This is a genomic window from Paenibacillus prosopidis, from assembly GCF_003337375.1.
In the GTDB taxonomy this organism is placed as follows: Bacteria; Bacillota; Bacilli; order Paenibacillales; family Paenibacillaceae; genus Pristimantibacillus; species Pristimantibacillus prosopidis.
Genome location: NZ_QPJD01000025.1, coordinates 1 through 19370, shown reverse-complemented (window position 1 = coordinate 19370; position 19370 = coordinate 1). Strand labels below are relative to the sequence as shown.

Below are 19370 nucleotides of genomic sequence, written 5' to 3'. Positions count from 1 at the left end.
CCTTTGGACCCTTCTTAAACAATGAGTTCAACCAGAGACGAGATCCCGATGTCAAGAAGCCAGAAGTAAATCGTTACAAACGTGATCGTAAGAAGAACTACGATCGAATAGCTTGTCAACTCTTTACGGCTTGGCCAGCGAACCTTCTTAAGTTCCGCCCAGCTGTCGGCAAAAAAACTAAACGTTGTACCAAAGCTTTGCTTTAGTTTAGCCAAAAATGCCACGGTCACACCTCCAATTGACTATCTCGTCTCGCGATGAGGAGTCTGCTCGTTACAGAACTTGCAAAACTTCTTCAACTCGATGCGGTCGGGGTGATTGCGTTTGTTCTTGCTGCTCGCATAGTTTCTCTGTTTGCAGTTTGTGCATGCCAACGTGATAATTACCCGCATTGAATTACACCTCCCGAACTGCTACTAAATACGAATCATGAAGCTCTATATGAAACATCATTGATTCCAACGCCAAAACGAAAAAAAACCTCGAATTTAGGCCTACCTAAACACTTTATCATACGGTAAATTTGATGTCAACGTAAAAGATAGGTGCTTGGCATGCGAATAATTGGCAACAAAAAGACATCGGGCTCGGCTCGTATCTATCAGTATAGTCTATTTATTCCCTTTTAAAACAAAAAGGACTGTTAACTCCGTCTGGAAACCGCCAGATGGAAGACAGCCCTTTGTTATCTTAAGATTGCGAATGAATGCGTTTAACCGCTAATATCTCTGATTTCCAAATATCTTTCGAGCTTGCGCTTCACGCGTTGCAAAGCATTATCGATTGATTTTACATGTCTGTCCAAATCAACCGCTATTTCCTGATAAGATCTTCCATCCAAATAAAGCATAAGCACCTTGCGCTCAAGATCGCTTAATATTTCGGACATTTTGTCTTCCAGGCCAACAAACTCTTCTTGATTAATAATAAGCTCTTCGGGATCAGAAACTCGCGTGCCGCAAATGACGTCAAGCAGCGTGCGATCCGAATCTTCATCGTAGATAGGCTTGTCGAGTGAAACGTAGGAATTAAGCGGGATATGTTTCTGACGCGTGGCTGTTTTGATGGCGGTTATAATCTGCCGTGTTATACACAATTCTGCAAAGGCTTTGAAGCTGGCAAGCTTGTCTCCTTTGAAATCACGAATTGCCTTATATAGGCCAATCATACCTTCCTGTACGATATCTTCACGATCCGCACCGATAAGAAAATAGGAGCGCGCTTTAGCTCTCACGAAATTCTTATACTTATTAATCAAATATTCCAGCGCTATGCTGTCGCCATTGCGGACCGCTTCGACGATTTCCTCGTCCGTACTGCTGTCATACTCGAGCGTACTCCATTCTTTGAGGTCGATGCTCACGAACTATCCCTCCGGCCTGCAAGGCGTACACCGCTAGATTCACATTCACGAAATATAGAGTCAGTATACATTATGTAACCTTGCAACGTCAACCAACCGGGTCCCCGAAAACTATCGATTTTCTAGTAAAATTGTAACTTTGTGGCATAAAATTCGGCTCGGCAACTTCTTTATTTTTCGCCGCGCCGCAGCCTCTCCAGCTGACTACGAATCTCGAGGCTGACAATTCCATCAACCGTATTGCGCTTTCCTGGTTTGTCTTCACGAAGCGATTGTTCAATATTTTTGCGATTTTGACCGATATCAATAAGCAGCTCGCGTGCGGATACACGAAGCGCTCCCTTGCCGAACGCCACATGCTGTTCAACTAAATCAGACGTCGCCACATAGATGTTTCTGCGTCTGACATGCAGCTCGGCACAAAGGCGCTCAATACATTCGTCAGCCGTTTCCTTCTCTTTCGTGTATACGATCGTCAGCCTGTGGTGACGGTAAGTTGCGCCTAGGCCGGGAACCTGATGAGCGTCAAAAATGACATAAACCTGCATCCCGGTGAAGCCCTGATAGTCAGCCAATAAGTCTAACAGCTTATCGCGAGCTTCCTCCAAATCATGTTCCTTAAGCTTCTCCAGCACCGGCCAAGCTCCGATCATGTTATATCCGTCGACTAACAAAATATCGTCGCGCCGGTTCATGCCCTAGACGCTCCGGCGCTGCCGCACGACTTCATACATCAGCACGCCTGCAGCAACCGAAGCATTAAGTGAGTTCAATTGGCCAAGCATTGGCAGCTTCACGAGAAAATCGCACTTCTCCTTGATCAGCCTGCCCATCCCTTTGCTCTCATTGCCGATAACTACAACGAGCGGCATATCGAATTTCATTTTATAAACATCTTGCTTAGCACTAACGTCAGCACCCGCCACCCAAACGCCCGCTTCCTTCAGCTTATCGATGGTTTGTGCCAAGTTCGTAACTCGCGCTACAGGCACATGCTCCGCTGCTCCTGCCGATGTTTTCAAGACGGTTGCCGTCAAGCCTGCTGAACGCCTCTTCGGAATAATAACGCCATGGACGCCCGTGCACTCTGCTGTGCGCAGAATCGATCCTAAATTGTGCGGATCCTCTATTTCATCAAGCAATAGAAGAAACGGGGTTTCGCCACGCTTGCTCGCAAGTTCAAGCAGCTCATCTACTTCAACATAAGCAAATGCGGCAGCTTGCGCGACAACACCTTGATGCGTAATGCCCGGAGCCAAATTGTCCAGCTTTCTTTTATCGACAAACTGCACGATGATGCCCAGCTTCTTCGCTTCTGCAACAATAGGCTGCGTCAAGCTTTTCTGAGCGCCGTCGGCAATCCATATTTTATTGATTTCACGCCCGGAACGCAGCGCCTCAAGCACGGGGTGCTTTCCGGCGATCATTTCCTCCTGGTTCGTTTCTTCCGTCATTGGTGACCCTCCTAAAATTTTTGCGGATGCAAAAATGGCTGTTTACATTAAGCTTGTCCTTCAACGCCAATTGCTATTGTAATCAGCTCGCGCAGCCTGTCTATACGTCCTTCATAATATAAGTACCCGACTAAACTCTCCAAAGCGGTAGCGAGACGATAGTCGGCATGATCTGCATTTTTCGGCGGAGCTCCTGACTTCGCATTGCGGCCCCGTCGGACGATGTCCGCCTCCTCCTCCGTCAAATGCGGCTGCCAGCGCTCCAAAATCGTTCTCTGCCCTTTGGCAGATACAAACTTGGTCGCTTCGCGGTGCAGATGATGTGACTTCTGAATAGGCAGCGAAATCAAATATTGACGAACGAGCAGTTCAAAAACCGCATCGCCAATATAAGCGAGAACGACTGGGTTCATGAGCTGCGGTTTGTTGGCTGGCAAGTGAAACAGCAATTCGTTCGAATCGATGCGCCCGCTCATTTGCGCCGCCAACGAATACCTTGTGGGGTATCCTCAAGCACAATGTTTTTCTCAATCAGCAGGTCGCGAATTTCGTCTGCTCTCGCCCAATTTTTGGCTTGACGGGCTTCCGTTCTCTCTACAATAAGCTGCTCGATATCTGCATCCAGCAATTCAGCGCCTGCCTGCTGCATAGGCAGTAATCCGAGCACCGAATCCATTCGCTCCAGTAGAGTAAGCAGAGAATGAAGTCCTTCAGAAGCAGCATCTGCACGATTCATGTATTGGTTAGCTTCCGTTACCAGCTCGAAAACGGCAGTAATCGCATCAGGGGTATTAAAATCATCGCTCATTTTCGCATGAAACTGCTCATAAATTGCCTTTAATTTCGTATCCAATTCGGTATCGCCAGAAGGAGCAAGGCCATTTTGACCACCTGCAGCCAAATGCTGCCCGTTGCCGGCAGCCGTCAGTCTATGCTTCAGGTTAGCTGTGCAGTTTGCGATCCGCTCCACACTGTTCTCGGCTTGCGTAATTGTGTCATCATTAAAATTAAGCGGACTCCGGTAGTGAGTCGCCAGAATAAAGTAACGGATTGCATGCGGCTTAATCCGCTTCACCAGCTCATTTACCGTTATGCCGTTGCCAAGCGATTTTGACATTTTCTCATTATTAATATGAATGTAGCCGTTATGCATCCAGTAGTTTGCTAGCGGCTTGCCGGTCAGTGCCTCAGACTGGGCAACCTCGCACTCATGGTGCGGAAATTGCAAATCGTGTCCGCCGCCGTGGATATCAAGCGTGTCGCCCAAATAGGCGCGAGCCATAGCCGAGCATTCGATATGCCAGCCAGGACGGCCGTCTCCCCAAGGACTTTCCCACTTAATTTCTCCCGGCTTAGCGCCCTTCCACAAAACAAAATCCTGTTGATTTTGTTTGCGGTCGCCAATTTCCACCCGGATACCGAACTGCAGCTCATCGATATTTTGGTGAGAAAGCTTGCCGTATTCCTCAAACGCAGCAGTACGGAAGTATACATCACCAGCGCTCGTATAAGCATAGCCTTTGTCTATTAGGCCCTGAATAAACGCAATGATTTGCGGAATATGATCTGTCACTCGCGGATTAAGCGTTGCTTTATGAATGCCAAGCGATTCAATATCCGCATAGTATTCTGAAATAAACTTTTCTGCCACTTCCGGAACCGTCATTCCAAGCTGCTCTGCTTTACGAATAAGCTTATCGTCTACATCCGTAAAGTTAACGACGTAATGAACCTCATTTCCGATATCCTCCAAATAACGGCGAACGACATCGAAAAAAATGAACGGACGCGCATTGCCAATATGAATATAATCATAAACGGTCGGTCCGCAAACATACATCTTCACCTTGCCCGCCTCCAGCGGTACGAACGGCTCTTTCAACCGTGAAATGGTGTTATAAATGGATACTGTCATTTTCGCGTTTCCCCTCCAGCTACAGGTTCCCTAAGCTGCTTAAGCTCGGATTTCAACTCATCAATTTCCTTCTGCATCGTACGAAACATTTCAATAACCGGATCGGGCAGCTGCGTATGATCAAGCCGGTCACCTACACGCTCTCCGTTCCGCTTAACGACCCGACCTGGATTTCCGACAACTGTGCTGTTCATCGGCACCTCGCGCAGCACAACCGCATTTGATCCTATATTCGAGTAGTCGCCTACCTGAAATGAACCGAGCACCTTCGCGCCTGACCCGATAACTACATTGTTTCCAATTGTGGGATGCCGCTTCCCTTTTTCTTTGCCGGTGCCGCCAAGGGTAACCCCTTGATAGATGACCACGTCATCGCCGATTTCACACGTTTCCCCGATAACGACCCCCATGCCGTGATCGATAAACAGCCTGGCGCCTATCTTTGCACCCGGATGAATCTCAATGCCCGTCATAAAACGGCTCACCTGCGATATGATTCGCGCGAGCGTAAACCAGCCTCTGCGGTACAAGGGGTGGGCAATGCGGTGAGCCCATATAGCGTGCACACCTGAATATGTGAAGATGACCTCAAAACGGCTGCGGGCAGCCGGGTCATTTTCAAAAACCGCTTGAATGTCCGAACGAAAATGGCGAAACATGATCATTTGCTCCTTTCAAGCGTAAATGCCTGACGCTTATACATTCTTATATTTCAATAAAAAAAGCCTCCGCAGCATCAAATGCTGCAGAGGCGTGTAATCTCGCGGTTCCACTCTGCTTGAACAAACTCCGACTGCTGTCGGCGGCTGTCCGTCTTGGAGTCTTTAACGCAGACGCTACGTTGCTGCCTACCCCGCTCAGCCGAAAAGTACAACCGCATAAACGATTGCCTACTTCAGGCGTATCGCTACGGTTGGTGCATTTCCTGCTTCAGCAGCTCGGAACAAAGCTCCCAGGTGCATTTTTCCGTTCGATGGACCAGACAACTTGCAGCCCCATTCTAATTACCTCTACCGCATATGGTAGGCGCTGATTCGAATGACGGTTGTCCTCTCTGCGAATCCACGGGCAAACGTACTTTTCCTGTTCACGGCCGTTCAATCATTCATTTAATAGTCATAGTATACCGAATACCCAAATAGGTGACAAGGGCATTATAACACGTCTGTCGGGTTTTAAGTATATAACTTACACGCCGAAGCCGTTCAGGCGGCTGCGCAGACGATCGATCACCTTTTGTTTGCCAAGCAGTGCAATAGACTGATTCAAATCAGGACCATGCGTCTGTCCGGTAAGCGCAGCCCGGATCGGCATAAACAGCTGTTTACCTTTGAAGCCCGTTTCCTTCTGCACCGTCTTGATCATATCCTTAATACCGTCAACCTGAAAAGGCGTATCGCCCGCTTCTACCAAAGCCAGAAAAACTTGAAGTACTGCAGGAACCTGCTCCTCTGCAAGCACGACAGCCGCTTCCTCCTCATCCGCTACCGTTTCGCAGAAAAACAGTTCGGTCATCGGTACGATTTCTGCGGCAAAGCGCAGCTTATCCTGATGGAGCGCTACAAGATCCGTTACCCAAGCGCGTCCTTCCGCATCCAGCCCGCTTGATACGCGTCCTGCTTTCTGTAAATGCGGAAGACACAAATCCACGAGACGAGGCAGGTCGGCTTTTTTCAAATATTCGTTATTCATCCAGCTGAGCTTCTGCGTATCGAATACGGCAGGGCTCTTGCTTAGGCGATCTGGATTAAACACTTGTACGAGCTCCTCGCGGGTGAACATTTCCTGCTCCCCCTCAGGTGACCAGCCAAGCAACGCTATGAAATTGAACATGGCTTCCGGTAAATAGCCGAGGTCGTCATATTGCGAAATGAATTGAATGATCGATTCATCGCGTTTACTTAGCTTTTTGCGCTGCTCGTTAACGATCAAGGTCATATGGCCGAACTTCGGCGGCTCCCAGCCAAACGCTTCATAAATCATAAGCTGGCGAGGCGTGTTGGAAATGTGATCCTCTCCGCGCAGAACGTGACTGATTTTCATCAAATAGTCGTCAAGCACAACGGCGAAATTATAGGTTGGAATACCGTCTTTCTTCACAATAACGAAATCGCCCATCTCCGCAGTCTCAAAGGTGATCGAGCCTTTCACCATATCATCGAATGTATAGGTACGGCCTTCCGGAACACGAAACCGAATGCTCGGTATGCGGCCTTCCGCTTCGTAGCCTTGACGCTGCTCCTCCGTCAAATCGCGGTGCTGTCCGGAATAACGCGGAGTCTCGCCCCGTTCGATTTGCGCTTCCCGCTCCTGTTCAAGCTCTTCTTCCGAGCAATAGCAGCGGTAAGCTAAACCGCGGTCAAGCAGCTCTTGCCAATATTTTCTGTAAATATCCAGCCGCTCGGTCTGGCGGTAAGGTCCGTATCCTCCGCCAATATCAATGCTCTCATCCCAATCAATGCCGAGCCACTTTAAATAGGTCAGCTGATTTTCTTCGCCGCCCGCAACGTTACGCTTTACATCCGTATCTTCAATCCGCACAATAAATTTTCCGCCGCGGTTTCTTGCAAACAAATAATTGAATAAGGCCGTTCTTGCATTACCGATATGTAAATGACCCGTTGGAGAAGGGGCATATCGAACTCGAACTTCTGCTGTCATCTCTAAATTCCCTCCTTAAATTTTTGCGAAGCAAAATCTTACTTCGAAAGCATACGGTATTAAGTTTTGCGAAGCAAAATCCCGCCTCGTAAACATACGCTGCAATTATGAATATAAGAATTTATAAGCTTCACATCTATAAATAAGCTTATATTTCACCGCCAAACGAGCTTTTGCCGCCAAGGACGCGACAGCGTTTACGCTTGATAATCACGATCATAGCATATCCTTAATTAGGCAAACAACAGATTGCGCCGCAATGCCTTCGCCGCGTCCCGTGAAGCCGAGCTGTTCCGTCGTAGTTGCCTTCACGTTTACCTGCGATACGTCCGCTTCGAGGGCCTTCGCAATAATTTCCGCCATTTGCGGGATATAAGGCAGCATCTTCGGCCTCTGGGCAATAATCGTCGAATCGATATTACCGAGCTTATAGCCGCGCTCACGGACAAGCTTCCATACGTGCTCGAGCAGCTTCAAGCTGTCAGCATCCTTAAATGCGGCATCCGTATCCGGAAAATGCTTGCCGATATCGCCAAGACCAAGCGCACCTAGTATCGCGTCCGTTATGGCGTGAAGCAGCACGTCCGCATCGGAATGCCCCAGCAAGCCCTTCTCGTATGGAATATTCACTCCACCAATAATACAGGGTCGCCCTTCTACCAATTGATGTACATCAAAGCCTTGTCCTACACGAATCATCCGTGTTCACCCTTCCCCTCTGCCAAATCGGCGCGACGCTTCGCAAGCAAAAATTCCGCCCACGGTAAATCCTCAGGCGTCGTTATTTTAATATTCGTATATTCACCTTCCGCAACGGTAACCGGTGTACCCATTCGCTCCACGACCATGGCGTCGTCCGTCCCTATGAACCCTTCCGCTTGCGCACGCTCATGCGCTTCCTGCAGCAGGACACGACGAAAAGCTTGCGGCGTTTGTATCGCCCACAAGCTTCGACGGTCCGGAGTAGAAACGATCACACCCGCTTCATTCACTTGTTTAATCGTATCTTTAACCGGTACAGCAAGCACGGAAGCGCCGCTCTGCTTCGCAGCTGAGCAGCATGCACGCACCGCATCCGCCGTTACGAGCGGACGGACGCCGTCATGCACCATCACCCATTCCGACGTCAGCGTCTGCAGTCCGCAGAACACAGAATGCTGACGTTCCTTGCCTCCGGCTACTATAGCCGTCACCTTCGTCAATCCATACTGCCGCACCCAATCGCGGCAACGCTCCACATCGTCGCTTCCGACGACAAGCGCTACTTCCTTCACCGAATCCATCGCCTGAAACAATTCCAGTGTATGGACGAGAATGGGCTTGTCCCCGAGCTGCAAATATTGCTTGCTTTCCTTCGTCCCCATCCGCGTACCGCGTCCGGCCGCCACGATGACGACTCCCCAATCTGCTCCCATGCCTTCGACCTGCCTCGCACTGTATTCAAGTAAACAATAGTACTATCATACCTTGTTACAGCGCTTTTTCCAACAGCTTAGGCTTTGCGAAAATCATTCTGCCCGCAGACGTTTGAAGTACGCTCGTGACGAGCACCTCCATTGTAGTACCGATATACTCGCGTCCGCCTTCAACAACGATCATCGTGCCGTCGTCCAAATAGGCGACTCCTTGGCCATGCTCTTTGCCGTCTTTTATCACTTGAACAATAATTTCTTCTCCCGGAAGGACCACAGGCTTTACCGCATTAGCCAAATCATTAATGTTCAGTACCGATACGCCTTGCAGCTCGCATACTTTGTTTAAGTTGAAATCGTTAGTGACGACTTTGCCGTGAAGCGCCTTAGCCAGCTTTACAAGCTTACTGTCAACCTCGCCGATTTCTTCAAAATCGCCTTCATAGATAAGCACCTTTACATCAAGCTCTTTTTGAATTTTGTTCAAAATATCGAGACCGCGACGTCCTCTATTCCGCTTCAGCAAATCTGAAGAATCCGCAATATGCTGCAGCTCCTCCAGTACAAACTCAGGAATGACCAGCGTGCCTTCAATAAAGCCGGTTTTGCAAATATCCGCGATACGTCCGTCGATAATTACGCTCGTGTCGAGTATTTTATGCTCCTCGTAGCCGCCCGCTTCATCGGCAGCTGGTGCTATCCGCCGCTTCTCAAGCATCGCTGCAAAACCTGCAGCAAGCTCCTCCTGCTTATGGAGCCCGATTCTCATTCCTAAATATCCGAAGCAAAGCATCATAACCGCTGGAACAAGACTCCCCAGACCGTCTAAACCTGATACGGCCGGATATAACATTACGGAAAGCAGCAAGCCCGCAAGCAGCCCTCCCGCACCCGCTAACAACTGCTGCATCGGCAGCTCAGCGGTTTGCTCCGCACCTTTCTGCATATAACGAATCACTTGACCTGCCACCATCGTTGCTGCAATAACACCAAAAACCGCGCCAATTGCTACATTCATGTAATAAGTGCCGGATCGCTGCAGCATCCCGAATGATGTCCCAGACCATACGGCCGCTCCATTCATCCACCCGTATACTTCACCGCCGGCCATACCGCCGAACAACATACCTATCAATTGAATTATTCGTCTAACCATTATGGTTCACCTCCACTACAATTATGTTCCAATAATTGGCTCGCTAACCGTGGGGGCATATATTAATTGCAAACATTTATAAATTTTAATAAATCATATTTTGAAAAGAGAGATAAGGAAGCTTATAATGGAAATTGAGAGTACTTTACAAGAGGTTGGTGAAAGAGGTGGAACCGATGAGCGCTCCTACACTGGATCAATTTCAGCAGCAAGTTTCAGAATTGCTGCTCAGGCACCGCAGCTTGCTGGATGTCATGTCCAAATTCGGACAGTCGAGTGCTTCCGTAAACCGCGCAGTGACGAAAGCGGTAACGGATTGCGGCTGTATTGAATTAAATGCCCGAAAGCAGCAATATTCTGATGAGCTTAATCTTGAAAATGCGAAAGAAACGCTGCAAAGTCACCTCTCAGGAGCCGTATGCGAGCACTGCCGCGACGTGCTTAAGGCCGAACTTGGCCGCAACTTATTTTACATGACTGCTTTATGTAATCAGCTAAATATTAAACTAGATGAAGTAATTTCAGATGAATACGACAAATGCTCTACTTTAGGTCTGTTTAATTTAACCTGATGCGGCGGCATTTGTACGGCAGGCTCCACAAAAAAAATGAGAAAAACCGCTGATCGAATTCCTTAATAAGGAACGGATCAGCGGTTTTTGTTACTCAAGCCGTATGCTCGGACTGCACCGGATCATCCGGATGGTCCTTCAATTTGCCGCGCTTGCGATTGCGCTTCTTAAGGCGGCCATCAACGTTTTTTTTTAGGCCGTACAGCGCATAAAGCAGCAGCGGTACGAACAATATTTTAGATAAATCGTTTTTAAATACTAAGCCGAGCACCACTGCTACAACAACGACGATAGGCACTACCCAAACCGCGCTTTTCGGAATACCGACTTTTTTGAAATTCGGATATTTAATGGTACTAACCATCAGTATGGAAAGCACGAGTGTACTTGCCAGCAATACCGATACGTAAATATCATCTTTGAACAAAGCAAGCGTCGCCAGCACGCCGCCAGCCGCGGGGATCGGAAGACCGATAAAATACCCCGGTGCACTCGAAATAACATTAAAGCGCGCCAACCGCAAAGCACCGCAAATGGGAAACAACGCCGTTACAATCCAGGCGAACGCCGGATTAAGCTCCTGAAAAGCTACCACATACATAATAAAAGCCGGAGCTACCCCGAACGAGATGACGTCCGATAACGAGTCCAGCTCTTTACCGAATTCACTTTGGACGTTCAGCGCCCGAGCAACGCGTCCGTCTACGCCGTCGAGCAGCATGGCGATCAATACCATCATTGCCGCCGTATCTGGTTTTTCATTAAAAACAAGAATGATGGCGATTACTCCTAAGAATAAGTTCCCCACCGTGAGAAGGCTCGGTATCGATTTTGTGATCATCTTTTCCACCTCTTCTCTACTATGCCCCAAAACCCGTTTCGAATGTATCGATTTACGACAGGTCTACATTCCATCCATTGTATGGGATTTAAATTTGCCTGTCAATGAACATCTGCTCCTGTATACGCTTGAGGCCTTCTTTAATCGCCCGTGCCCGTACCTCGCCAATGCCATCAACTTCATCCAGCTCTTCGATTGTTGCCATCAAAATATGAGGCAGCCGTCCGAAGCGTTCAATCAGATTGTTCATTATGATAAGAGGCAGTCTCGGAATTTTGTTCAACAATCGATATCCGCGCGGCGAAACCGACTCATCATTCATATTATTCGTGTGCGGATAACCCATCAGACGGATGATCGGAGGTGCATCCAAAAGCTCGTCAGAGCTGAGCTTCTTCAGTCCTGCCCGGATTTCTCTAATTTTCTCATCCGAATTATCTTTCGCGTAATCCTTAAGTAAATACCAGGCATCCTCTTCTACACCGCCAACCAGCTCATCCATCTGCATACTGATTAGACGGCCTTCTGTGCCCAGCTCGTTGACGTAGCGCTTAATCTCCATCTTGATTCGAAGCACCATTTCTACGCGTTGAATAACATGCGCCACTTCCTGCAGCGTTACCAGCTCTTCAAATTCAAGCGCGGATAAATTCGTAAACGACTGGCTGAGAACCGCTTTATATTTTTCCAAAGTCTGAATTGCCTGATTCGCCTTTGTCAAAATAACGCCCATATCCTTCAGCGAATACCGCAAGCTTCCTTGATAAAGAGTAATGATATTACGACGCTGTGAGATCGAAACGACTAACTTGCCGGTTTGCTTAGCAACACGCTCCGCCGTTCGGTGCCGGATACCCGTTTCGATCGACGGGATCGAGCTGTTCGGAATGAGCTGCGTATTCGCATACAAAATCCGCCGCATATCCTCGCTCATAATAATCGCACCGTCCATTTTGGCCAGCTCATACAAATAGTTCGGGGAGAAATCGCAGTTGATGGAGAAACCGCCATCCACAACCTCCATAACCTCCGGACTATAGCCGACAACAATTAACGCACCCGTCTTTGCGCGAAGCACATTCTCGAGCCCTTCTCGAAAAGGGGTGCCTGGTGCGACTAATTGCAATAATTGATTCATAATTTCAAGCTGAGTCGGTTCCTTCATCGTCTGCCCCCTATCCAAGCGCTGCCTTTAGTGCTTCCGCCACCGTGTTGACGCCAATGATTTCAATCCCTGAGGGCGGTTTCCAGCCCTTCATACTCTTCTCCGGCATAATTACCCGTTTGAAGCCAAGCTTCTCCGCTTCCTTCACCCGCTGCTCCGCCCGCGATACGGCACGAACCTCACCTGTCAATCCGACCTCGCCGAAAATAACGTCATAGGGCTTTGTCGGCGCATCCCGAAAGCTTGATGCCAAGCTCACCGCCGCGGCGAGATCAACAGCCGGTTCATCCAGCTTCACTCCGCCCGCAACGTTTAGGTATGCATCCTGTGTTTGGAGAAACATACCGTTGCGCTTCTCCAGCACTGCAATAATAAGCGCCATCCGATGATGGTCAATGCCCGTTGACATCCTTCTTGGAGAAGGAAAGTTCGTCGTCGCAACAAGCGCTTGCAGCTCTACGAGCACCGGTCTGGTTCCTTCCATGCTGGCAACGACCGTAGATCCTGATACGCCAAGCGGACGCTCCGACAGAAATAACTCGGAAGGATTGGACACCTCGCGCAGGCCATCCTCACCCATTTCAAAGATTCCGATCTCATTCGTCGAGCCGAAGCGATTTTTCACTGCCCGCAGCAGCCGATACGTATGATGACGTTCCCCTTCAAAATAAAGGACGCAGTCCACCATATGCTCCAGCAGCCTTGGACCGGCAATCGCGCCTTCCTTCGTCACATGACCTACAAGTACAGTTGCAATTCCTTTAATCTTCGCAACCCGCATAAAATGTGCTGTACACTCGCGGACTTGAGAAACGCTGCCTGGCGCAGACTGGACGTTCGGGTCATACACCGTTTGGATGGAATCGATGACGAGAAAATCAGGCTGCACCGATTCGATTGCATCGTTAATTTGCTCCATATTGGTCTCGCATAATACATAGAGCGATTCCGTCAGAGCCCCCAGCCTATCAGCCCTCAGCCTCGTTTGCCGCACGGACTCCTCTCCGGAAATATAAAGCACCTTCAAGCCTTTTACTGCCAATGCATGAGAGGTTTGGAGCAGCAGCGTCGATTTTCCGATACCCGGATCACCGCCGACAAGAATGAGCGAGCCTGGTACGACGCCGCCTCCGAGCACTCGATTGAGCTCCAGCATCCTTGTTTCAATACGCGGCTCTTGCCCGCTTTCTATATGTATGATGGATTGCGGCTTTTCTTTCGCATGAAGCGACGACAATCCTACGCCCTTCGTCTTCACAACGGTCTCTTTCTCTTCCACCATCGAGTTCCAGGCATGGCAGCCCGGACATTTCCCAAGCCACTTTGCCGATTCTGTTCCGCACTCGGTACACACGAATTTCGTTTTTATTTTGGCCATCCTGAACTCCTTAGACGTTATGCCGAACACAATTTTTTCTTTGCGCTTGCTTAAAATGTTGCTCTTTAAAGTTTACCATTTTATCCCCATTGTATAAAGCTACATTGTATACGAAAAAAATTGTAATACGGTGAAGAACGTTATTCACAAGTGAATTAATTGTACTATCTTATATATCGGATTTGTCCACAGATTTATCAACAGATTATATACAATATCCACAATCTTTTTTGCGCTTTTGTGGACAGTGTGCCTTTACCAAGCAGTTGCAGAGCATATCAATCAAATAACACCTGCGATACATTAGTTCAACATATATATAGTAGCTTCATATAAAAACTACTCCCTTTATCCACAAGTGGATAAGGGAGTAGGTTATACGCCGATTATTACGTTCATATACAGCTATCAACATACACTAAGTATTATTACTAGACTGACGAGTGACCAAAACGCGATGGGTTGATAACTGCGATCCCAGCATGACGCTTTCAGACTGCTGGCCATCTCCACCATTTTGCTGTCCGCCTCTATGGGCATGAGCTTGGCGGAACGAATCGCTATTCACCCAGCCCTCGAAGGATGCCTTGTCTTCCCATGTTGTACTAACCTTCAGTTCATCATACTCTTCTAAACCTTCGGTAAACAGGACTTCCATCCGAACAAAGCCCGGCGACAAATCAATGCCTTTGGAGCTCTGGAAGCGTTTTGCCACCGTCTCACCGTGACCTTTTTTTACTTTTATCGTATTTGTAACAACTATCATCGTTGTTCCTCCATTTCAATATTCCGCTTTAACCTCATTATACGATAATGATTCTCATTGTCAATTTTAAATAAGCAAGTATGACCTTATGGCCTTCTTAGTTTAAGCTCAGCTCTGCGGCAGATCATAGGCTGGCTCATACCTCAGTCGTAAACCGTCCCATACTCGGTCTGTACCACCATGTTGCGAAATCCACCAGACTTACTTTCGCATCCTACGTCTTTCCGGTAAAAGAGACATTGTTGTAGAGAGCCGCCATTTGCGTAAACATATTTCTAAGGCGTCAGATGTCCCCTCATAATATTGCGCGAGAGGCTGCAGGTTTTCCCCGAATTCATTCAGTACATTTAGTCCATCGCCATATAGATACTAGGTCTTCTCATACGATAATGCGCTGTCGTACAGTCCGTCATGCAATCCCGTTTTCTTCCCGTTGCCGCGTGTGATCGCATTTCTGTGACCGGGCCGTCTTCTGACGAAGACCGTCATATCTGTATTCTACATTGGTTCCATCCGGATAATAGACGCCCGAAAGGAGATTGTCATCCGTATACGCGTATTGGATCGTACCTTGGGCTCCGGTTTGTTCAACCCTGTTGCCGCGGCACTAGGTAGCCCCGTAAAAAAGAAACCTTGAATGGCACGAAGCCAATCAAGGTTTTTAACTATTAGGTGCTTTGCGATTCTGTTTCTAGGGTGTTACAATTTTTCCATTATAAAATTAAAGAAAAACTTCTACAATTAAAAGTAAAGTCTTCATGAACTAGTCACTTTCAGTAATACGCCTACAACAGTTGCTACATATCAAGGTTTTGTAATACTCCATTATAGAACATGAATGTTTTCAATACTTATTGTCTCTTTATCCGTCTCAGTTCTTACAGTACAACTTAAGGTCAAGTCAGACTTTGTATTATCAATCCAGAGTTCATATTCAACTGCATATTCAGGTTCATTCTCTATTTCGATAACGTTAATATTTATAAAATCATCCTCCGGTGGTGAAGTTAGCTGACCTCCATATTCATCTATTAATTCTTTTAATTCCAATGATGAATATGGACCATTTCTTCCGCTTTGTTCGATTAGTTCAAAGTTTCCACTTACTAAATCATGAATAAGTGGTTTTAATACAGCTAAAATATTATCTCTGTTCATTTAACAATTACCTCCTATTTCCAGGAATACGGATTGGAGTATTCGGTTTAACTCCTATACTTGAAAAATATTGGTTAGCTCTAGCAATTTCACTTCGAGCTTGTTGTTCGGATACCCCTACTCTACGCATGGCTTTATATCCAATTCTGCTCTCTGCAGCATAAGTTCCTCCGCCAGATTGTCTTTGTATTTGACCGGCAATATAATGCTCCGTCCCCTTTTTGTTTGGACCTTGCAGATGTATAGCAGGGGCACTATTTCTATTATAACCTGGTAAGTCCCTAACTGAGGCGTCTTAAATGATGTGATGAGAATCTTTAACCTTTTGTGATGTTAATTTACCATCCATGAAATTCCCAATCGAATCGGTCATATAATACAGCAGTCTGCCGCGTCTCTGAATGTTTCCTTCATACCCCTGAATCTTGCATCCATTCATATGGGTTATATGTTTGTTGAATGATGGGTTTAATCGGTACTGGGTAGCCCCACCAAAAAGAAACCTCGAAAGACACGAAGTCTTTCAAGGTCAGCTATACTAATCGAGTTCTAAATCTGATAAGTCAAGGTCAATTGTCTCCTCTTCAAAGTCATACTGGCTATTACCAATAACTTCACTTTCCACACTTTTTTGTATTTTTCGCATTCTTTCTTCGGGGAAACCATACGTATTAAAAACAAGCACGAGTGCGTCAAAATAATAACTGATATATGGGATATTCTGTTTTGGATGGTTTACTATAGCTTCATACGGTAACCATAAACCCCAATTAATAATTTTTTCTTTTTGGTTATAGTCAGGGCCTTTTACCTCAACATTAATAGTGGCCTTGCTCGTAGAGACTATTAAGTTAAAAAAAGGCATCGCCTCATCATTAAGTGCTTGTTGCAAATCAGACTTTAGACTTTCATTTAACTTTTCTCTTATTTTCAAATCAACCTTATGGCTAACAGAAAAAAAACTATTAACTTCACTGTATATATTACTTGTAATTATGTCCATTTAACAACCTCCTATTACTTCTTTATTCCAGGATGATTTTGATTACCTGGAGGATACTGCATATTTTTATCATAATAACTTTGAACAGCCTTGGGTCTCTATTTTTTTAATATTAGCAGTACTGATATTCTTGTTCTCATAAATCACCCTACCCGTTACCTGTGATTTGGGATTTTGCCTTTGTAGTTTATTAATTTGTGTCTGAAGCCTTTTAGGGTTTTAGGGTTTCCGGTATTAGCAAGCTTCGTCATATCAGCTTTACCGTACTTATGCAGGTTACCATCAATTTTGATTTCATACACACCTTGATGACCCACATAATTATTTGAGTTCTTATTGGCAAATTTACCTGTCCTCTTATTACTTGCAAACATCTGTAAATCTAATTTTAATGAACCCGTTTTACTCGATGTTATTTTAGATTTCTTCCCGCTCCCAAATAGCCCCTTTGCGAAGCCCCATGCCTTGTCTACTGCCTCGGTTGCCTTCTTCTTCGCTGCGCGGGCAATGGCTTTCGCTGGTTCCTTCAAATACTTGGCAGCTTCGATCGCACCCTTAATCGCTAATGTGGCCCCCGACTTAACTAATAAGCCTCCGGGGATCGCCATTCCGATTAAATCGATTGCTGCCACTGATTTCGCCAATAGGCTCGCATTTGGATTTCGCAGCGTTTTGATGTTGTCCCCGATAAAGAAATTGTACACCCCTTTGGCTGCTTGGAATAGGGGTTTTCCCGCTTGCTTCTTCGCCTTCGACTGTGAGGTATTTACCTTCAGTGTCGGCTTCATCAAATCTTGTATCATCGCCGCTTGTTTATTGGCTCCGCTGTAGGCGGTAAAGCTCTTGCCTCCGTTCGGCTTTACAATTGGACGGGGCGGAGTTTTCTTCACGGCCGTATACCCGAACGCAGGCTTGACGGTTGTTCCGGATTTGCTTAGTGATGCGGTCTTGGATTTGGCACTGTCGGTTTTGCTTAAAAGGTTGAATGATGGGTGCAATCGTCAACTGGGGTAGCCCCCACCACAAAAAAAGAACCTTGAAAGGCACGAAGCCAATCAAGGTAAGATACTCATTTACTCTCAGTTTCCATACTGCTAGCAGACTTATAAAAATCGCTTTTTACCTTATCTAGGAAGTCTGCTAATTGGTTAGGGTCTTGCTCATTATATCCCTCGATAACCCAACCTAAGGCCTTTGAAGGATGGTTAAGCCATGGGGGCTAGACTTTGGCACAAAAAACACCGTCAAGTCCTCTTCATATTCGTGATTAATCGCCCAAGCTAAAAATTCAATCGTGTGCCAGCCCTCAAGAGTTTGTTCAATATCAAATTTTACATACCATGTTCCTTCTTCCCATTGGCCAGGCATAGGGTTAGAATGTCCACCACAACTTCCAATGGTTTATATGGCTTCAAATGAATTTAGTACATTTACTAAGTTCTTCATATTTTCATCTAATTCATTTTGCGTTGCTTTATTTAAATAAAGCCATTTAAACCCTCCAATTCTCCATCATGTGGCTAAATCAGATTTAAATTATTTAATTCTATTAACCATTTAAAATTTCTTGGTCATACCATACATCTTCATAATTTTCAGCCACCAAAAATCTCCAACCAGGAGCAAGCCCTAAAAACTTTATTATATTTGGGACCCATTCTTCAACATGTTCAATATGAAGTGGCACAAAAAAATCTGGATCTTGCGAAAGTTCTTCCCCCGCCCATATAAACCAACCGCTTGTACCTTTATCCGGATATAATCGTAACCCATTTATCGGCAATTTATTTCCCTTTACATTTAGGGAAATTCCAAGTTTATCATCATTCGATGAATGTACGAAATCTGCTTGGTACTTACGACATAATTCCTTTTGTTCGAGAATAATACTTTGTAGATTAGACATTGTCTTTTCTCCTTATACATTAGTTATAGATGAAATCCAAACCATTTTTTCATACGTTTTGAGAACTTCGACATTTCAGCACCCTGTCTTGCTGAACAGGTTGTGCATTGAGGCTGAACTGAATTAATATCTCTCATTTTCTTTTTATCTATTGTTCCTGTTTCATAGTACTCTTCTACAAGAGGTTTTTTGTGGTCAGCAACACGTTTGCTGCCATCGTTTATTCCACAAGTAATACAAGGTTTGCCTTGAACCGATTCCCTCTGAGCTTTAGTTACAGACCCAGAAGGCCGCTTGTAAGGCTCATTAATGTTTCCCTTCCCCTTATTACTTGCAAACATCTGTAAATCTAATTTTAAATAACCAGTTTTACTCGATATTGTTTTAGATTTCTTCCCGCCCCCGAATAGCCCCTTCGCGAAGCCCCATGCCTTGTCTACTGCCTCGGTTGCCTTCTTCTTCGCTTCGCGGGCAATCGCTTTCGCTGGTTCCTTCAAATACTTGGAAGCTTTAATCGCGCCCTTGATCGCTAATTTGGCCCCCGACTTAACTAATAAGCCACCAGGTATCGCCATTCCGATTAAATCGATTGCTGCCACTGATTTCGCCAATAGGCTCGC

23 protein-coding genes and 2 pseudogenes are annotated in these 19370 nt (G+C 46.4%); 2 read left to right on the top strand and 23 right to left on the bottom strand.

Annotation, left to right across the window (positions count from 1 at the left end; translation table 11 throughout):
• Positions 1–14: 14 nt before the first annotated feature.
• From secE to cysE, 8 genes are all read right to left on the bottom strand, one after another.
• Positions 15–224, bottom strand: a complete 210-nt coding sequence (gene secE / locus DFP97_RS27830; protein ID WP_028609673.1) for a preprotein translocase subunit SecE — start codon at positions 222–224, stop codon at positions 15–17.
• 18 nt (positions 225–242) lie between these two features.
• Complete coding sequence (gene rpmG / locus DFP97_RS27825) at positions 243–392, bottom strand: 50S ribosomal protein L33 (RefSeq protein ID WP_015847242.1); 150 nt, start codon at positions 390–392, stop codon at positions 243–245.
• 320 nt (positions 393–712) lie between these two features.
• Positions 713–1363, bottom strand: coding sequence for an RNA polymerase sporulation sigma factor SigH (gene sigH, locus DFP97_RS27820; protein ID WP_114383947.1), 651 nt, complete (start codon positions 1361–1363; stop codon positions 713–715).
• Between the two features lie 170 nt (positions 1364–1533).
• Complete coding sequence (locus DFP97_RS27815) at positions 1534–2058, bottom strand: NYN domain-containing protein (protein WP_114383946.1); 525 nt, start codon at positions 2056–2058, stop codon at positions 1534–1536.
• 3 nt (positions 2059–2061) lie between these two features.
• The gene (gene rlmB / locus DFP97_RS27810; protein ID WP_114383945.1) at positions 2062–2817 is read right to left on the bottom strand and encodes a 23S rRNA (guanosine(2251)-2'-O)-methyltransferase RlmB; all 756 of its coding nucleotides are present in this window, start codon (positions 2815–2817) and stop codon (positions 2062–2064) included.
• Between the two features lie 47 nt (positions 2818–2864).
• Positions 2865–3293, bottom strand: a complete 429-nt coding sequence (locus DFP97_RS27805) for a Mini-ribonuclease 3 (protein ID WP_114383944.1) — start codon at positions 3291–3293, stop codon at positions 2865–2867.
• Positions 3290–4732 carry a cysteine--tRNA ligase gene (cysS, locus tag DFP97_RS27800; RefSeq protein ID WP_114383943.1) on the bottom strand — a complete coding sequence of 481 codons (1443 nt, stop codon included), beginning with the start codon at positions 4730–4732 and terminating at the stop codon, positions 3290–3292. Before cysS ends, DFP97_RS27805 begins: the two co-directional genes overlap by 4 nt.
• On the bottom strand, positions 4729–5391 hold the full coding sequence (gene cysE / locus DFP97_RS27795; RefSeq protein WP_114383942.1) for a serine O-acetyltransferase: 663 nt from the start codon (positions 5389–5391) through the stop codon (positions 4729–4731). Before cysE ends, cysS begins: the two co-directional genes overlap by 4 nt.
• 119 nt (positions 5392–5510) lie before the next feature.
• Between cysE and DFP97_RS30480 the strand changes: the two genes are divergently transcribed.
• Positions 5511–5765, top strand: a complete 255-nt coding sequence (locus tag DFP97_RS30480) for a hypothetical protein (protein WP_147275105.1) — start codon at positions 5511–5513, stop codon at positions 5763–5765.
• Positions 5766–5920: 155 nt separating this feature from the next.
• Here DFP97_RS30480 and gltX read toward each other — a convergent pair whose 3' ends face one another.
• The 4 genes from gltX to DFP97_RS27775 form a co-directional block, all read right to left on the bottom strand.
• Positions 5921–7393: a glutamate--tRNA ligase gene (gltX, locus tag DFP97_RS27790; RefSeq protein ID WP_114383941.1), complete on the bottom strand. Its 1473-nt coding sequence runs from the start codon at positions 7391–7393 to the stop codon at positions 5921–5923.
• 216 nt (positions 7394–7609) lie between these two features.
• Positions 7610–8092: a 2-C-methyl-D-erythritol 2,4-cyclodiphosphate synthase gene (gene ispF, locus DFP97_RS27785; RefSeq protein WP_114383940.1), complete on the bottom strand. Its 483-nt coding sequence runs from the start codon at positions 8090–8092 to the stop codon at positions 7610–7612.
• A complete protein-coding gene (gene ispD / locus DFP97_RS27780) occupies positions 8089–8808 on the bottom strand; it encodes a 2-C-methyl-D-erythritol 4-phosphate cytidylyltransferase (RefSeq protein ID WP_114383939.1) in 720 nt (239 codons plus the stop codon). Before ispD ends, ispF begins: the two co-directional genes overlap by 4 nt.
• A gap of 55 nt (positions 8809–8863) precedes the next feature.
• On the bottom strand, positions 8864–9961 hold the full coding sequence (locus DFP97_RS27775; protein WP_114383938.1) for a PIN/TRAM domain-containing protein: 1098 nt from the start codon (positions 9959–9961) through the stop codon (positions 8864–8866).
• A 176-nt stretch (positions 9962–10137) separates the two neighbouring features.
• Between DFP97_RS27775 and DFP97_RS27770 the strand changes: the two genes are divergently transcribed.
• On the top strand, positions 10138–10533 hold the full coding sequence (locus tag DFP97_RS27770; protein WP_114383937.1) for a nucleoside triphosphate pyrophosphohydrolase family protein: 396 nt from the start codon (positions 10138–10140) through the stop codon (positions 10531–10533).
• Positions 10534–10627: 94 nt separating this feature from the next.
• Here DFP97_RS27770 and pssA read toward each other — a convergent pair whose 3' ends face one another.
• The 11 genes and pseudogenes from pssA to DFP97_RS27715 form a co-directional block, all read right to left on the bottom strand.
• A complete protein-coding gene (gene pssA / locus DFP97_RS27765; protein ID WP_114383936.1) occupies positions 10628–11374 on the bottom strand; it encodes a CDP-diacylglycerol--serine O-phosphatidyltransferase in 747 nt (248 codons plus the stop codon).
• 88 nt (positions 11375–11462) lie between these two features.
• Positions 11463–12539: a DNA integrity scanning diadenylate cyclase DisA gene (gene disA / locus DFP97_RS27760; RefSeq protein ID WP_114383935.1), complete on the bottom strand. Its 1077-nt coding sequence runs from the start codon at positions 12537–12539 to the stop codon at positions 11463–11465.
• Between the two features lie 10 nt (positions 12540–12549).
• Entirely contained in the window at positions 12550–13917 is a 1368-nt protein-coding gene (gene radA / locus DFP97_RS27755; protein WP_114383934.1) for a DNA repair protein RadA, read from the bottom strand.
• A 418-nt stretch (positions 13918–14335) separates the two neighbouring features.
• Positions 14336–14683, bottom strand: a complete 348-nt coding sequence (locus DFP97_RS27750; protein ID WP_114383933.1) for an antibiotic biosynthesis monooxygenase — start codon at positions 14681–14683, stop codon at positions 14336–14338.
• An 825-nt stretch (positions 14684–15508) separates the two neighbouring features.
• The gene (locus tag DFP97_RS27745) at positions 15509–15841 is read right to left on the bottom strand and encodes a DUF7668 domain-containing protein (protein ID WP_114383932.1); all 333 of its coding nucleotides are present in this window, start codon (positions 15839–15841) and stop codon (positions 15509–15511) included.
• Between the two features lie 7 nt (positions 15842–15848).
• A pseudogene (locus tag DFP97_RS32365) lies at positions 15849–16100 on the bottom strand (hypothetical protein); the annotation flags it as partial.
• A gap of 279 nt (positions 16101–16379) precedes the next feature.
• The gene (locus DFP97_RS27735; protein WP_114383930.1) at positions 16380–16844 is read right to left on the bottom strand and encodes a hypothetical protein; all 465 of its coding nucleotides are present in this window, start codon (positions 16842–16844) and stop codon (positions 16380–16382) included.
• Positions 16845–16999: 155 nt separating this feature from the next.
• Positions 17000–17734 carry a hypothetical protein gene (locus tag DFP97_RS27730; protein WP_147275104.1) on the bottom strand — a complete coding sequence of 245 codons (735 nt, stop codon included), beginning with the start codon at positions 17732–17734 and terminating at the stop codon, positions 17000–17002.
• 295 nt (positions 17735–18029) lie between these two features.
• Positions 18030–18212, bottom strand: a complete 183-nt coding sequence (locus DFP97_RS31240; RefSeq protein WP_114383928.1) for a hypothetical protein — start codon at positions 18210–18212, stop codon at positions 18030–18032.
• Positions 18213–18393: 181 nt separating this feature from the next.
• A complete protein-coding gene (locus DFP97_RS27720) occupies positions 18394–18750 on the bottom strand; it encodes an immunity protein Imm33 domain-containing protein (protein WP_114383927.1) in 357 nt (118 codons plus the stop codon).
• Between the two features lie 23 nt (positions 18751–18773).
• Positions 18774–19370 (bottom strand): annotated as a pseudogene (locus tag DFP97_RS27715) (hypothetical protein); the annotation flags it as partial.

Excerpts from the sequence above, each read along its gene's own strand:
- rlmB (WP_114383945.1), bottom strand. The coding sequence starts at position 2,817 with ATGACGGAAGAAACGAACCAGGAGGAAATGATCGCCGGAAAGCACCCC.
- DFP97_RS27750 (WP_114383933.1), bottom strand. The coding sequence starts at position 14,683 with ATGATAGTTGTTACAAATACGATAAAAGTAAAAAAAGGTCACGGTGAG.
- ispF (WP_114383940.1), bottom strand. The coding sequence starts at position 8,092 with ATGATTCGTGTAGGACAAGGCTTTGATGTACATCAATTGGTAGAAGGG.
- DFP97_RS27745 (WP_114383932.1), bottom strand. The coding sequence starts at position 15,841 with ATGAACAGAGATAATATTTTAGCTGTATTAAAACCACTTATTCATGAT.
- DFP97_RS27770 (WP_114383937.1), top strand. The coding sequence starts at position 10,138 with ATGAGCGCTCCTACACTGGATCAATTTCAGCAGCAAGTTTCAGAATTG.
- cysS (WP_114383943.1), bottom strand. The coding sequence starts at position 4,732 with ATGACAGTATCCATTTATAACACCATTTCACGGTTGAAAGAGCCGTTC.
- DFP97_RS27720 (WP_114383927.1), bottom strand. The coding sequence starts at position 18,750 with ATGTCTAATCTACAAAGTATTATTCTCGAACAAAAGGAATTATGTCGT.
- ispD (WP_114383939.1), bottom strand. The coding sequence starts at position 8,808 with ATGGGAGCAGATTGGGGAGTCGTCATCGTGGCGGCCGGACGCGGTACG.
- gltX (WP_114383941.1), bottom strand. The coding sequence starts at position 7,393 with ATGACAGCAGAAGTTCGAGTTCGATATGCCCCTTCTCCAACGGGTCAT.
- rpmG (WP_015847242.1), bottom strand. The coding sequence starts at position 392 with ATGCGGGTAATTATCACGTTGGCATGCACAAACTGCAAACAGAGAAAC.
- DFP97_RS27815 (WP_114383946.1), bottom strand. The coding sequence starts at position 2,058 with ATGAACCGGCGCGACGATATTTTGTTAGTCGACGGATATAACATGATC.
- disA (WP_114383935.1), bottom strand. The coding sequence starts at position 12,539 with ATGAAGGAACCGACTCAGCTTGAAATTATGAATCAATTATTGCAATTA.
- radA (WP_114383934.1), bottom strand. The coding sequence starts at position 13,917 with ATGGCCAAAATAAAAACGAAATTCGTGTGTACCGAGTGCGGAACAGAA.
- DFP97_RS31240 (WP_114383928.1), bottom strand. The coding sequence starts at position 18,212 with ATGCCTGGCCAATGGGAAGAAGGAACATGGTATGTAAAATTTGATATT.
- DFP97_RS27735 (WP_114383930.1), bottom strand. The coding sequence starts at position 16,844 with ATGGACATAATTACAAGTAATATATACAGTGAAGTTAATAGTTTTTTT.
- pssA (WP_114383936.1), bottom strand. The coding sequence starts at position 11,374 with ATGATCACAAAATCGATACCGAGCCTTCTCACGGTGGGGAACTTATTC.
- DFP97_RS27805 (WP_114383944.1), bottom strand. The coding sequence starts at position 3,293 with ATGAGCGGGCGCATCGATTCGAACGAATTGCTGTTTCACTTGCCAGCC.
- DFP97_RS27775 (WP_114383938.1), bottom strand. The coding sequence starts at position 9,961 with ATGGTTAGACGAATAATTCAATTGATAGGTATGTTGTTCGGCGGTATG.
- cysE (WP_114383942.1), bottom strand. The coding sequence starts at position 5,391 with ATGTTTCGCCATTTTCGTTCGGACATTCAAGCGGTTTTTGAAAATGAC.